Genomic DNA, 13,520 nt, shown 5'->3' on the forward strand with positions numbered 1-13,520 from the left:
TCAAGCACTTGCTTGAGTTTGATAAAAGGAAATCTGCCGGTGTGCTTGCCGTCATGATTTGGACTTGTTGGTGGAAGAAGCTGCCCATGGAAAATTCCGCTAAATTCTTTTTAGGTGGATTTAGAGGAGTTTTAGGGGTTTTGCGAAGGTTTCAGGCTGTCTGAAAAGTTTCAGACAGCCTTTGGAATTGTGTTGCGTACCCTGAAAAAATACTCCCCATCATCGGAGCAGCTTGAATCCTGTTTCGGTTTAAGCCCATGACGCCGATTCTTTCAACAGCCGTTTCACGGAAACGGGGTATGGCGTTTTCAATTCCTGCGCAAACAAAGATACGCGCAATTCTTCCATCATCCATTTAAATGCGGCAATTTCAGACGGCACGGGCAGGCCTTGTTTGGCCAGGGTATCGACTTTGGCCTGCCACATTTGTTCCAATTGCTGAATTTCGGCTTCGCGTGCCTGGTCGCGGGCAGGGTTGCTGCCATATTTGTCTATGCGCAGGGTCATGGCTTTGAGATAAATGGGCAGGCGCGGCCATTGTTGCCACGGGGTTTGGCTGGAGAAGCCGTCAGCCAGTAAGGCATTGGTGCGTTCGCGCAGCAGGCGGCTCAATGGGTGTTTGCCGAGTTTGCCGTTGAGCTCGGCATAAGCTGAGGCCACCTCCTGCAGATAGCGGCTGACGGCTTCTTTCACGGCAGGCAGGCGGCTGCGGGCGCGTTTGATTTGTTCTTTAAACGCTTTTTCATCGCGCGGCAATTCGTCATCACCTATAAAGGCGCGGTTGCACACGGCTTGGGTGAGGTCTTCGCGCAAAACATCGGCGTTGATGTGGCGCAGCAACATGGCGGCCCGGGTGAAGCCCGGCAAGCCTTTGTTAAGGTCTTTAACATGTTCTTTTAACTGCAGTTTCATCAATTCAATCACGCCTTGACGGTGGGCTTGCCCGGCTGCTTCGGCAGTATCAAACAGGCGCAGGGCGATGTTGCCGTTTTTCTCTTTTTGCAAACCGGGATAGCCGGTGAGCTGCTGCTTGCCGTGTGCAAATTTGATGGATTCGGGCAGCTTGCCGATGTTCCACGTTTTCACATCGTCGCGCTCGAATTCTTGGGTGTTGTCGCGGAATGTCACCGCCGCTGCTTGGCCGAGTTGCTGTTGCAATTCGTGCAATTTGCGCCCACTGGCCAATTCTTGGCCGCCGTCATCGACCACGCGCAGGTTGAAATAGTTGAAATCCGGCAGTACGTACAACGCCCATTCGTCAAGGTTGATTTGCTCCAGAATCCGCATATCACCGGCGGTTTTGGCAATAAAGTGGGCAAGCTGCGGAATAATCGGCTCGCGGCGATTCGGTTCGCTTTCTAAAAACTGGGTCACAAATTCAGGTATGGGCACGCACACGCGGCGGATTTGTTTCGGCAAGGCTTTGACTAGCAGCTGCAATTTCTCGCGCAACATGCCCGGCACCAGCCATTCAAGTTCGGCGGCGTTCAGGCGATTGAGCACAGTCAGCGGCATGGTCATGGTCACGCCGTCAAGCGGGTGATTCGGCTCGAAGCGGTAAGTGAGTTTGAATTTGCCGTCGCCGGTTTTCCAGAATTTGGGAAACTGCTCTTCGGTAATGTGTGCGGCGGCGTGTTGCATCAGGTCGTCGCGACTGAGATAAAGCAGCTTAGGCTCGGCTTCTTCGGCAGCTTTGAGCCATGTTTGGAAGGTGCGGATATCGGCAAGGGGCAATGTTTTCACGGCGTTGCCACTTGCTTGGTGCCGCATTTTCAGGCAGCTATTTTGCTGTAGGTCTTCCTCTGAAATATTTCCCGCATGTGCCGTTTGGCTTGTTTCAAGCCGGCTTTGTAATGGCGGGCGGGCATCCACGCTACCCGCTTGTTTTTTTGAATCCGTTTTTTCAGACGGCTTGCCGGTTTCTACCAACTGCGGCAGCCTTTGATTGTAAAACTCAAACAATACTTCATCATCCACCAACACATCCTGCTTGCGCGCTTTGTGTTCCAACTCGGCCACTTCGCGAATCAATTTTTTATTATGGATGAAGAAATCCGCTTTCAAATCAGTTTCCTGCGCCACCAGTGCACCGCGGATAAAGATTTCGCGCGCTTCTTCAGGGGCGACTTTGCCGTAGGCAGTCGGGCGGCGCGGCAGCACAGTCAGGCCGTAAAGGGTGACGCGTTCGCCGGCAACGACTTCGCCGCGCTTTTGCTCCCAATGCGGCTCAAAATAATGGTAGCGCACCAAATGCGGCGCTTCCTGCTCAATCCATTCAGGCTTGATTTCCGCCACATCACGCGCATACAGGCGCATGGTTTCGGTGAGTTCGGCAGCCATCACCCATTTCGGCCTGCTTTTAAACAAGGCTGATGCGGGAAACAGATGGAAACGGCTGCCGCGTGCGCCGGTATAGTCGTGTCCGTCAGGCGATTTCATGCCGACGTTGGCAATCAGGCCGGTAAGCAGGGCGCGGTGGATTTGTTCGTATCCTGCTTCTTTTTGAGCACGGATTTTGGCGTGGTGATATTTTTTATCCAGTTGTTTTTGTTTGAATTGTGCCGATAAATCTTGGTCGGCTTTGTTTTCAGACGGCCTTAAATGCATTTGCGCAGGAGGCCGTCTGAATGCGCGTTGTTTGTCGGTCAAACCCATTTCGATGGCGATTTCGGCCAGCTGTTTGTGCAGCTCGCGCCACTCGCGCATACGCAGGTGTGACAGAAAATATTGGCGGCACCATTGCACCAGCTGTTTATTGGGCAAACCTTTATCACGCTCGCGCTGGAAGCTGTCCCAAATGTTGAGATAGACGAGAAAATCAGATTGCTTGTCGGTAAAGCGTTCGTGCGCTTTGGCAGCCGCCTCACGCGCTTCTAAAGGGCGTTCGCGCGGGTCTTGAATCGATAAGGCCGACACGATGACCAGCATTTCCTGCACGCAATCGTGTTTTTTCGCGGCCAGCAACATGCGGCCGATTTTAGGGTCGACGGGCAAACGTGCCATTTGTTCGCCGAGTTTGCTCAATTCGTTGTTTTCATTGACCGCACCGAGTTCCAGCAACACTTGGAAACCGTCGTTGATATAACGCCGATCCGGCGCTTCGAGAAACGGAAACGCGGCCACATCACCCAGCTTCAACGCAGCCATGCGCAAAATCACCGCCGCCAGATTGCTGCGGATGATTTCGGGGTCGGTAAACTCAGGGCGTTGGTTGAAATCTTCTTCCGAATACAGGCGCACAGCGACACCGGCCGACACACGGCCGCATCGGCCGGAACGCTGGCTCGCTGCCGCTTGCGAGACTTTTTCCACATGAAGCTGCTCGACTTTGGCGCGTGCGGAATAGCGTTTCACTCGCGCCAAGCCGGTATCGATGACATATTTAATGCCCGGCACGGTGAGCGAGGTTTCGGCTACGTTGGTCGCCAGCACAATGCGGCGTTTGCTGCCGGAAGGATGAAAAATTTTGTGTTGCTCAGCGTTAGACAAACGTGCAAACAGCTGCAGGATTTCGTCATTGCGGCGCAATGGTGATTGACGTAAGGCTTCTGCAGCTTCGCGGATTTCGCGTTCTCCTGGTAAAAACACCAAAATATCGCCTGCGCCATAGTGCGCCAATTCATCGGCGGCATCGACAATGGCATCGGCCAACTCGATTTCAGCTTCATCGGCTTCGTTCAACGGGCGGTAAAGGATTTCCACAGGAAAGGTGCGGCCACTCACCTCCAATACCGGGGTGCCGTCAAAATGCTTGGAAAAACGCTCGGCATCAATCGTGGCCGAGGTGATGATGACTTTCAAATCAGCGCGGCGCGGCAACAGCTGCTTGAGGTAGCCGAGCAAAAAATCAATATTCAGACTGCGCTCGTGCGCTTCGTCGATGATGATGGTGTCGTAAGCGGTGAGAAAACGGTCAGTTTGCGTTTCGGCCAGCAAAATACCGTCGGTCATCAGCTTTACATAGGCATTGCGCGAGGTGTTGTCGTTGAAACGTACTTTGTAGCCGACAGTTTCGCCAAGCGGGCTGCCCAATTCTTCGGCAATACGTTCCGCCACCGAACGCGCAGCCAAGCGGCGCGGCTGGGTGTGACCGATTAAACCTGCCGTGCCACGACCGAGTTCCAAGCAGATTTTCGGCAGCTGCGTGGTTTTGCCTGAACCGGTCTCACCGCAGATAATCGTCACCTGATGGCTTTGAATAGCGGTTTTGATGTCCTCCAAACGCTCATGTACCGGCAGATTACCCGCATATTCCGGCTTAGGCAGTCCGGCTTGACGGCTGAGGTACCGTTGGTGCGATTGTTGGTATTTTTGCCGCACCGCTTCTTTACCGCCAAACCGCTTGGGATTTTTCACCGCTTGGCGCAGAAAATGGCGGTCTTTGGAAAGGGTTTGGGACAAATCAGGTTGAAACGTGGCTTGAGGCATGAATCGTTCGGCTTAATTATAGCAAAATAAGGGATCATTATAGCAAAAGACGATACACATGATTAAAGCCCCTTTTGTTAAAGAGACTTTACGTTGGTTAAAAATACCCCTTCATGGGGCACCATATATAAGGCCGTCTGAAAAAGGCAGAAAAGCAGAAAGAAGCCACCCTGCCTGCCCGCAATTCTACTTAGTTTTTAGTTTACAGACGGCCTGATTGCTCTAAATTATGCCGCACAAACACAGATTGGAATATTTTTACCCCAAATGCTTGACACACCCGACCTTTCCCTTTATAGTTACAACTTCTGACGCGGGATGGAGCAGCATGGTAGCTCGTCGGGCTCATAACCCGAAGGTCGTAGGTTCGAATCCTGCTCCCGCAACCAAATTTAAAAACTCCCTTAGTTTGACCTAAGGGAGTTTTTATTTCCACCACACACATAATGTAGCAACATTCTTTTCACACCGGCACAAGGCCGTCCGAAAACCCTTTATATTTTCAGACGGCCTTTAGAATCAGAACTTATGGTGCGCCATGATTTACACATTACTGTATCCGATTTTACCAGGGAGCGTTGCATTTGTCCCCCGTCACCAGATAACCGTGCGTTTACTCATGCAATAATCACCGCTAATTAAGATTTGGCCATATTTATCCACCAAAATATCTTTACTGTTGACCTCTTTTGCCGCCCAGCTGTATGCGCAAACCCATTATAGTCGCCTGTTGGCCGTTCGGCAGATTAAGACGATGGTAGCATCGGTTACTTTCACGGCTTTGGTTTTGCCGGCAAACTAAGCCTTGTCTGTCGAATGTTTTTTGTTACCGGTCAATAAGCTGGATATTGATTGCCAGTTTCGCTGCCTTTGGTATACTGCACGCCGGCACTGATTTTAACATTACTACAAGACGGGCGGCCGCCGAGGCGGGCAATGTAACCGTCTTCCAACTTACCGTTGTCGGCACACAGTTGGCTGTCAGAAACCTTGGCAAAGGCTTCTAGCATAAGCCGGGTATTAGTTCGTCTTTTGCCAGATCTTGGCAGGTGTAGCAGCCACCCGGATTTTTATTGTCGCGCCGTGCGTATTACTCAATACCTGATTACTGGGCAACTACGCAAACAGGCCGTCTGAAACAGATTAAATTTTGTTTCAGACGGCCTGTTTGCGTAGCTTTTAAATGATTAGTTTTTCACACGGAAAGAATCGTGACAGGCTTTACAGCTTTGACCCACATCACCAAACGGTTTTTTCACTGCCTCCAAATTGCCTTCGGCAGCCGCTGTTTTCAACGCAACAGTAGCCGCCACGAATTTTTCAGCAGCTTGTTTGAATTCTTCAGGCTTGCTCCACACTTCAGGTTTGGCATCAGATTCTTCTTTTGCGCTCTCTTCAGTGTAATGCTCCCAAGGTTTGTCGGCATTTTCTGCCATGCTGTCGGCTGCCGCTTGGAATGCTGCTGCGTCAAACGGGGTTTCGCCCTTAATCATTTTACCCATGATGCTGGCAGCGTCTTTAAAGATGTCCATCAAACGTTCGCGCTCTTCCACTGCTGCTTTGGCGCTGCCCACAGGGGCTTCCGAAGTCGCCGCAGGAACAGGTGCTGATTCAGCAGGTTTGGTTTCGTTTTGACCGCCGCACGCACTCAACAGTAATGCCGCCAGCGTACCCATTGTCAACAAGGTTTTATTCATGGTTGTATTCCTTATGTGTTTTGTTTATGTGTTTTGTTTATGTGTTTTGTTTATTTGTTTTGTTTATTTGTTTTGTCATTAAAATGTATCAGAAATTTTCTCAAAATCAAGCAATTGATATAAATTTATATTTTTTAACATAATTTTCCAATCAAAAAGACCGTTTGCATATTCGGACGGCCTTAAATATATTGCATCAAATATCAAGGCTATTCGCGGTGATATGGATGGTGATTCAGAATAGAAACGGCGCGATAAAGCTGCTCAGTCAGCAGCACGCGCACCATACCGTGGGGCATGGTCAGGCTGGACAGACGCATCATCAAGCGGGCTTGCTGCTTGAGACAGTCGGTCATGCCGTCGGCTCCGCCAATCACAAAACACACATGTTCGCCGTTTTGCTCCCATGTTTTGAAGTGTTCGGCCAACTCGACTGAAGTCGGTGCTTTACCGCGCTCATCCAAGACCACCAAAAACGCACCTTGTGGAATAGCCTCGAGTATGCGCTTCTCTTCCGCCACCATGCCTTGCACGGCATTCACGCCCGCCCCGCGCTTTTCGGGCTTGATTTCTTTCAGGGTATAGTTCACTTCGCGTCCGAAGCGTTTGGCGTATTCATTAACGGCTTCATTGACCCATTTGGGCATTTTGGTGCCGACAGCTAAAACAGTAATGTTCATCTTCAATGATCTGAAAATCGGAAAACACAGGCCGTCTGAACGGTTTCAGACGGCTTAATCTGTAGAAAATTCCGGTGTTGTTTACATTTTTTGTTTTTTACCTGAAGATCTGTTTTGGGATTGTTGCATGTTGCCGGAATACTGAAAGGTACGGCAACACCGGACAGTTCCTAATGATACTCAGAAATCCTAAACAATCGTTTCGACAAAAACAAAAACTACTTTACATAAAAATCGTAAACAACCCATCCAACACCTAACCAATGATACACGTCAGATTTAGGGGTTAGTCGGCCGCATGCCAGGGTTTTTGCATGCCGGCTTCAAAAACGGGTTTTTCACCACCCCACAAGGTATCGATATCATAATAATCGCGCACGGCAGGCAACATGACGTGTACCACCAAATCGCCGGCATCGACCAAGGTCCATTCTCCGGTATCGCCTTCTTGGCTCAAGATTTCGAAGCCGGCTTCTTTTAAATCAACAGCCACGTTGTTGGCCAAGGCTTTGACTTGGCGGGTGCTGTCGCCAGTGGCCACAATCATGCGGGCAAACAGCGCGGTTTTTTCTTGGGTTTCCAACACGGAAATATCTTTGGCTTTCACATCTTCCAGCGCGTTGACTGCAATTTCGACCATTTTTTGCAAATCGAGTAATTCTTGTTCGTTCATTTCATTCCTAAGTTGCGTTTTTCAGACGGCATTATAGCTTATCTGGCTGAATTTTTGTTCAGACGGCCTGCAATGGTTGAGCGCATTCTGTTTAACGGTATAAACCGTGCTGCCGGATATAACGTGCCACTGCCTGCGGAATCAGGCCGTCTGAAAGTGTTTGATTTTCTAATGTGGCACGGATTTGGGTGGAACTAATATTGTATAACGGTGCCTGCAATATGCGTACGCTGCCGTTTTGTAAAGCCGCTCCCAGCCAAGCATGTAATTCGCGCGGCGTTTGGTTCAAGTTGCCGTCTTTACGCATGGCAACGGCGATATTGACCTGCCGCACCAGTGTTTGCCATTTTTTCCATGTGTGCAGCTTCATCAGGCTGTCGCTGCCCAAAAGCCACCATATCTTGGCCGTTGGGAACTGCTGCCGGAAAATCTGCACAGTGTCGAAGGTATAAGTTGCGCCTTCTCTGACCATGTCGCAATCGCTGAGTGCAAAACGCGGATCATCGGCAATGGCCAATTCTGTCATGATGAAACGGTGTTTAGCCGGCGTTTGTGTGCGTTGGGGTTTATGATAAGGGTCGCCGGCGGGTAAAAAAACCACCGTATCCAAGCCGGTTTCATCGGCGAATGCTTGTGCGATGTGCAAGTGGCCATTATGAATAGGATCAAAAGTACCGCCGAAAAGTCCAATGTTTTCCATATTGTATCAAAATGAAATTAAGTTAAACACATGCGGCCAATAATTCAAAGGCCGTCTGAAAATTTTATAAAGGCAATATTAAGGCTTCCTGAAAATTATTCGTCATAAAGGCAGCCGCAGTATGAGACATATTGAGGTAACGGCGCTTTCATGGTGTTTTTCAAACCGTCATATCGGGCCACAATACCACGATAGTGTTTTAATTTTTCAAAGGTATTTGAAACCAAGTGCCTGATTTTATAAATGTACCGGCCCATTGACACATTCAAACATCCCCTATCTTTTTGTAAGGAATCTTCTGCCTGACACCCTTATCGACAATCAACTGTCTGAATGCATCCGAATCACCGCCTTTATCTGCACCCAGCATTCCGGTTGATGACAAATCAAGCTCATCATCCAATAATTCCGGTGCCGCCGTAATATCGTTTACTGTTTCCCGTGTTATCTTAAAAGCAACAGGATTACTACCGGCAACAGCCAAATGAATCTTGGCGGTGTTACTGCCACGGCTGTGACCGACCGCAGCTTCCTTTCCAACCCCAGCCCTTGCATACTGATGGACTTTAATATGGCTGCCATCGATAAACGGCCATTCTATATCAGAACATTTTGATAAGGTATCGGATTAGTGATAAAAACACCTTTTCCGCCCATCTGTAATAAGTGCGGAGTAAGGAGTCAGGCTGGCTAAAGGAAGAGAAAACATCTTCCCAAGTCATGCCTGCCCTCATCCGATAGCGCATACCCCCTGCCGTCAAATGCAGATTTTTCTTGTTACAGACGACACCTGAATCCAGCAAAATAGGCAACCGCTTTGACCGGTATTCCTGTCCGAGGCATAGCAGATAAGTAATTCTTTGTTTGGCAGCATTATCTGCTTTTCTCTTGCCGTCTCTGTTTAGATGACAAGTCATTGTCAGGAAGCCTTAGCACGGCTTGCCCAATCATATGCCGCGTATCAAAATGGGGAGACTGGTAACATAGCAGTTACAAATCGAAATAAACCCGTTACAATCCGAAACACAAATGATAATAAGGTGAAACAATATGTCTGCAGTTCCTCAATTTTCTCGTGCCCTAAACAATAAAATCCAAGACAAACTATGGCAATGGGTGCAAGCCAATTATGGCTTGCACGGCTCATGGCAGACTTTATGGCTGAATGATTTACCCTTAGGCCGTCTGAATGCACAATGGCAAGCACAAATTCAAAAAGATTGGCAAGGCGAATCGGAATTGCGAGGCGGCCTACATTTACGTGCAGATAACTGGTTGAGCCTCGGCGATGCCCTTCAACACATGGCATACAACTGGAAGCAACTGGGCACATTGCACGGCTGGCGCGATGAACGTTTCGATGTTTGTCATGAAAATAAAATACTATTTCCGCTCGAACGCGCCGCATTCCGCCCGTTAGGCTTACTGAGCAAAGCAGTCCATTTAAATGGTTTCACGTTTAAAAACGGAGAATGGCAGCTGTGGATTGGCCGAAGAAGCAAACACAAAGCGGTTGATCCGAATAAACTGGATAACTTGGTCAGCGGAGGCGTATCCTGCGGCGAAGACATTACCGCAACCATGTTGCGTGAAAGTGAAGAAGAAGCGGGATTATCGGCTCACCATATGCAAGACCTGACTTTATGCAATCAGCTGCATAGCCTGCGTCCGGTCTCTCGCGGCCTTCACAATGAAGTTCTCTATATTTTTGACACCGTATTACCTGCGGACATCATACCTAAAAATCAAGATGGTGAAGTCGCCGACTTTGAATTACTGACCGTTGTCCAAGTAGTGGAAGCCATGTTGAGTGATATCATGATGAGCGATGCGCAATTGGTAATTTTAGATGTCTTTGACCGTTATGGATTGATTAATTCACAGCATGCTTTATCAAAATGGCTTAAATCAATAAAAACAAAGGGATAGAATATCCAGTTGTTTAAAACAAAAGTAAGTCTGTCTGAAAATGTTTTTAACCGATAATTTACTGCTGATTCGCGGGAGAAATTAAGCTAAAGGTAGAGTGTCAGTATACTCAAAAAGAAAAACACCATCTGTTAATCAACAAATGGTGTTTTTAACTTTTGTCGATTATTCAGCTGCTTCAGCCGCTTTATCAACAAACTCTACCAATGCCAAAGGCGCATTGTCACCTTTACGGAAACCGTATTTCAGTACACGAACATAGCCGCCGTTACGAGCAGCAAAACGCGGGCCGAATTCGTCAAACAATTTAACCACTACATCGCGATCGCGAGTACGGTCAAATGCCAAACGACGGTTTGCCAAAGAAGGTTTTTTACCCAAAGTAATCAAGGGTTCTACCACGCGGCGCAATTCTTTTGCTTTAGGCAAAGTGGTCACGATAGTTTCGTGAGTCAACAAAGAATTTGCCATATTGCGCAGCATCGCAGCGCGGTGGCTGCTGGTACGGTTTAATTTGCGGTTACCATTACGATGACGCATGTCATTATCCTTTAATCTTCAAACTTACGGCTTTTCTAAGCCTACAGGCGGCCAAACTTCTAATTTTGAACCTAATGTCAGACCTTTAGAGGCCAAAACTTCTTTGATTTCATTCAGAGATTTACGACCCAAATTCGGAGTTTTGAGAAGCTCGGTTTCAGTGCGTTGAATCAAATCGCCAATATAATAAATATCTTCAGCTTTCAGACAATTAGCTGAACGTACAGTTAATTCCAAATCATCTACTGGGCGCAACAAAATAGGATCAATTGGAGGAGCTTTTTCTTCAACCTCCTCAACCGGCGTACCTTGCAAATCAGCAAAGATAGACATTTGGTCAATTAAAATACGTGCGGCACTGCGTACGGCTTCTTCCGGATCAATAGAACCATCGGTTTCAATATCTAAAACCAATTTATCCAAATCGGTACGTTGCTCTACGCGTGCAGGTTCAACTTCAAAGCTAACACGGCTGATGGGCGAAAAACTCGCATCCAACTGAATTGCACCAATCTGTTTATGTTCATCACGAACAACACGACGGCCTGAAACTGATTGATAACCACGGCCTTGCTCAACCTTGACTTCCATTTCAACTTGGCCGTTATTGGCCAAGTGGCAAATGACATGTTCAGGGTTCAAAATTTCCACATCATGCGGCAATTCGATGTCACCGGCAACAACTGCACCAGCACCTGACTTTTTCAAAGTTAACTGAACTTGGCTACGACCATACAGCTTAAATACGATCCCTTTAATATTCAATAAAATGTCTACGACATCTTCTTGAACACCGTCAACGGTAGAATATTCATGCAATACGCCGGTAATAGCCACTTCAGTTGGCGCAAAACCATTCATGGATGACAGTAAGATACGACGCAAAGCATTACCTAAAGTGTGACCAAAACCACGTTCAAACGGCTGCATTGAAACTTTTGCGCGTGTAGTAGACAAAATATCTACATCAATTTGACGAGGTTTTAAAAATTCGGTTGTGCTATTTTGCATTTAACTGTCCCTCACTGCGCTAGCATTATTTAGAGTAGAACTCTACCACCAGCTGTTCATTAATATCGCCAGTCAATTCTGAGCGATCAGGCATATTTTTGAATACACCTTCCAATTTATCTGCATCAACTAAAACCCAGCCAGGCAAACCAATTTGAGTCGCCAAACTCAGAGCTTCTCGGATACGCACTTGTTTTTTAGCTTTCTCGCGAACAGCCACAATATCACCGGCTTTAACTTGAAAAGAAGGAATATTCACAACTTGTCCGTTAACGGTAATCGCTTTGTGGGAAACCAATTGGCGGGCTTCTGCACGGGTTGAGCCGAAGCCCATGCGATATACGACATTGTCCAAACGAGATTCCAACAATTGTAGCAACAATTCGCCTGTAGAACCTTTGCGGCGTGAAGCTTCTGCAAAATAACGACGGAATTGACGTTCCAATACGCCGTAGATACGACGGATTTTTTGTTTTTCACGTAATTGCAAACCGTAGTCTGACAAACGTGGTTTTTTAGCACCGTGCTGACCAGGTGCAGAATCTATTTTGCATTTTGATTCCAAAGAGCGACGGGCACTCTTTAGAAACAGATCCGTACCTTCACGGCGTGCTAATTTACATTTAGGGCCAATATAACGTGCCATGTTTCAAATCACTCCAATATTAAATACGACGTTTTTTAGGTGGACGGCAACCGTTATGAGGCAACGGGGTAACGTCAGTAATGCTGGTAATCTTGAAACCAAGAGCGTTGAGCGCACGTACAGAAGATTCACGGCCTGGACCCGGGCCTTTAATACGAACTTCTAAATTTTTAACGCCATACTCTTGGGCAACTTTACCAGCCGCTTCTGCAGCCACTTGAGCTGCAAACGGTGTACTTTTACGTGAGCCTTTAAAACCAGCGCCGCCAGAGGTAGCCCAAGACAATGCATTGCCTTGACGGTCAGTGATTGTAATGATGGTATTGTTAAAAGATGCATGAACATGCACAATACCTTCGCTTACGGTTTTACGTACTTTTTTACGTACACGCGAAGCTGTGTTTGCTTTAGCCATTAATCAATTTCCTTAAAAATTATTTCTTGCCGGCAATCGCTTTGCGCGGACCTTTACGGGTGCGTGCATTTGTGCGAGTGCGTTGACCGCGACAAGGTAAGCCGCGACGATGACGGAAGCCACGATAACAACCCATATCCATCAATCGTTTGATACTCATCGTTACTTCACGGCGCAAATCACCTTCAACTTGATATTTAGCGACTTGCTCACGCAAAGCGTCCAATTGAGCCTCGTCCAAATCTTTCGCTTTTACAGTAGGTGCAATATTTGCAGCCTCACAAATCGATTTAGCACGAGTCGCACCAATACCGTAAATAGCTTGCAAGCCAATAACGATATGGGCATTATTAGGGATATTTACCCCTGCAATACGAGCCATATTTTTTCCTTTTTGGGCAAAGTGTGTCACTATACCACAAAATCAAATTAGGAGAAATAACCTCTCTTAACCTTGACGTTGTTTGTGACGTGGATCAGTACAAATCACACGAACTACACGATTACGACGAATAATTTTGCAGTTACGGCAAATTTTCTTTACAGAAGGTTGTACACGCATTTTTTTTCCTTTATACAGTCTATCTTGCTCTGAATACAATACGAGCACGGGTTAAATCATAAGGCGTCAACTCAACGGTTACTTTATCTCCTGGAGAAATTCGGATGTAATGCATCCGCATTTTTCCAGAAATATGACCTAAAACCACATGGTCGTTCTCGAGTTTAACTTTGAATGTTGCATTCGGCAAAGTTTCAAGAATTTCGCCTTGCATTTGTATGGTATCTTCTTTAGCCATA

The 13,520-nt window shown here is 47.4% G+C and carries 15 protein-coding genes and 1 tRNA gene; 2 read left to right on the top strand and 14 right to left on the bottom strand.

Translation table 11 applies throughout. The annotated features are described in order from the left end of the window. Positions 1-249 precede the first annotated feature (249 nt). Positions 250-4,428 (bottom strand): ATP-dependent RNA helicase HrpA, encoded by a 4,179-nt coding sequence (gene hrpA / locus C7N83_RS02535; RefSeq protein WP_106740413.1) that lies wholly within the window; start codon positions 4,426-4,428, stop codon positions 250-252. Positions 4,429-4,740: 312 nt separating this feature from the next. Here hrpA and C7N83_RS02540 point away from each other — a divergent pair. After that, positions 4,741-4,817: transfer RNA gene (locus C7N83_RS02540), tRNA-Met, on the top strand. A gap of 444 nt (positions 4,818-5,261) precedes the next feature. Here the strand turns inward: C7N83_RS02540 and C7N83_RS14495 are convergent. The 6 genes from C7N83_RS14495 to C7N83_RS02565 form a co-directional block, all read right to left on the bottom strand. Beyond that, positions 5,262-5,438, bottom strand: coding sequence for a hypothetical protein (locus C7N83_RS14495; protein ID WP_170064775.1), 177 nt, complete (start codon positions 5,436-5,438; stop codon positions 5,262-5,264). A gap of 177 nt (positions 5,439-5,615) precedes the next feature. Then, positions 5,616-6,125, bottom strand: coding sequence for a c-type cytochrome (locus C7N83_RS02545; protein ID WP_106740415.1), 510 nt, complete (start codon positions 6,123-6,125; stop codon positions 5,616-5,618). A 209-nt stretch (positions 6,126-6,334) separates the two neighbouring features. Further along, on the bottom strand, positions 6,335-6,805 hold the full coding sequence (gene rlmH / locus C7N83_RS02550; protein WP_106740417.1) for a 23S rRNA (pseudouridine(1915)-N(3))-methyltransferase RlmH: 471 nt from the start codon (positions 6,803-6,805) through the stop codon (positions 6,335-6,337). 286 nt (positions 6,806-7,091) lie between these two features. Beyond that, complete coding sequence (gene rsfS / locus C7N83_RS02555) at positions 7,092-7,478, bottom strand: ribosome silencing factor (RefSeq protein WP_106740418.1); 387 nt, start codon at positions 7,476-7,478, stop codon at positions 7,092-7,094. Positions 7,479-7,569: 91 nt separating this feature from the next. Then, the gene (gene nadD / locus C7N83_RS02560; protein WP_106740420.1) at positions 7,570-8,178 is read right to left on the bottom strand and encodes a nicotinate-nucleotide adenylyltransferase; all 609 of its coding nucleotides are present in this window, start codon (positions 8,176-8,178) and stop codon (positions 7,570-7,572) included. Positions 8,179-8,443: 265 nt separating this feature from the next. Beyond that, positions 8,444-8,779, bottom strand: a complete 336-nt coding sequence (locus C7N83_RS02565; RefSeq protein WP_106740422.1) for a transposase — start codon at positions 8,777-8,779, stop codon at positions 8,444-8,446. Between the two features lie 449 nt (positions 8,780-9,228). Between C7N83_RS02565 and C7N83_RS02575 the strand changes: the two genes are divergently transcribed. Continuing rightward, positions 9,229-10,107 (top strand): NUDIX hydrolase, encoded by an 879-nt coding sequence (locus C7N83_RS02575; protein ID WP_106740425.1) that lies wholly within the window; start codon positions 9,229-9,231, stop codon positions 10,105-10,107. Between the two features lie 165 nt (positions 10,108-10,272). On the opposite strand, the gene rplQ is transcribed toward C7N83_RS02575, so the two are convergent. The 7 genes from rplQ to infA form a co-directional block, all read right to left on the bottom strand. Further along, on the bottom strand, positions 10,273-10,647 hold the full coding sequence (gene rplQ / locus C7N83_RS02580; protein WP_106740427.1) for a 50S ribosomal protein L17: 375 nt from the start codon (positions 10,645-10,647) through the stop codon (positions 10,273-10,275). 24 nt (positions 10,648-10,671) lie between these two features. Next, positions 10,672-11,658: a DNA-directed RNA polymerase subunit alpha gene (locus C7N83_RS02585; protein WP_106740429.1), complete on the bottom strand. Its 987-nt coding sequence runs from the start codon at positions 11,656-11,658 to the stop codon at positions 10,672-10,674. A 25-nt stretch (positions 11,659-11,683) separates the two neighbouring features. Continuing rightward, entirely contained in the window at positions 11,684-12,304 is a 621-nt protein-coding gene (gene rpsD, locus C7N83_RS02590) for a 30S ribosomal protein S4 (RefSeq protein ID WP_106740431.1), read from the bottom strand. A gap of 19 nt (positions 12,305-12,323) precedes the next feature. After that, on the bottom strand, positions 12,324-12,719 hold the full coding sequence (rpsK, locus tag C7N83_RS02595) for a 30S ribosomal protein S11 (RefSeq protein WP_002216249.1): 396 nt from the start codon (positions 12,717-12,719) through the stop codon (positions 12,324-12,326). Between the two features lie 19 nt (positions 12,720-12,738). Then, positions 12,739-13,101: a 30S ribosomal protein S13 gene (rpsM, locus tag C7N83_RS02600; RefSeq protein ID WP_106740432.1), complete on the bottom strand. Its 363-nt coding sequence runs from the start codon at positions 13,099-13,101 to the stop codon at positions 12,739-12,741. 66 nt (positions 13,102-13,167) lie between these two features. Next, positions 13,168-13,281 (bottom strand): 50S ribosomal protein L36, encoded by a 114-nt coding sequence (gene rpmJ / locus C7N83_RS02605; RefSeq protein WP_003697674.1) that lies wholly within the window; start codon positions 13,279-13,281, stop codon positions 13,168-13,170. 19 nt (positions 13,282-13,300) lie between these two features. Then, positions 13,301-13,519 (bottom strand): translation initiation factor IF-1, encoded by a 219-nt coding sequence (gene infA, locus C7N83_RS02610; protein ID WP_003684714.1) that lies wholly within the window; start codon positions 13,517-13,519, stop codon positions 13,301-13,303. Position 13,520 lies beyond the last annotated feature (1 nt).

Origin of the sequence: Neisseria iguanae, assembly GCF_003013245.1 — a bacterium.
In the GTDB taxonomy this organism is placed as follows: domain Bacteria; phylum Pseudomonadota; class Gammaproteobacteria; order Burkholderiales; family Neisseriaceae; genus Neisseria; species Neisseria iguanae.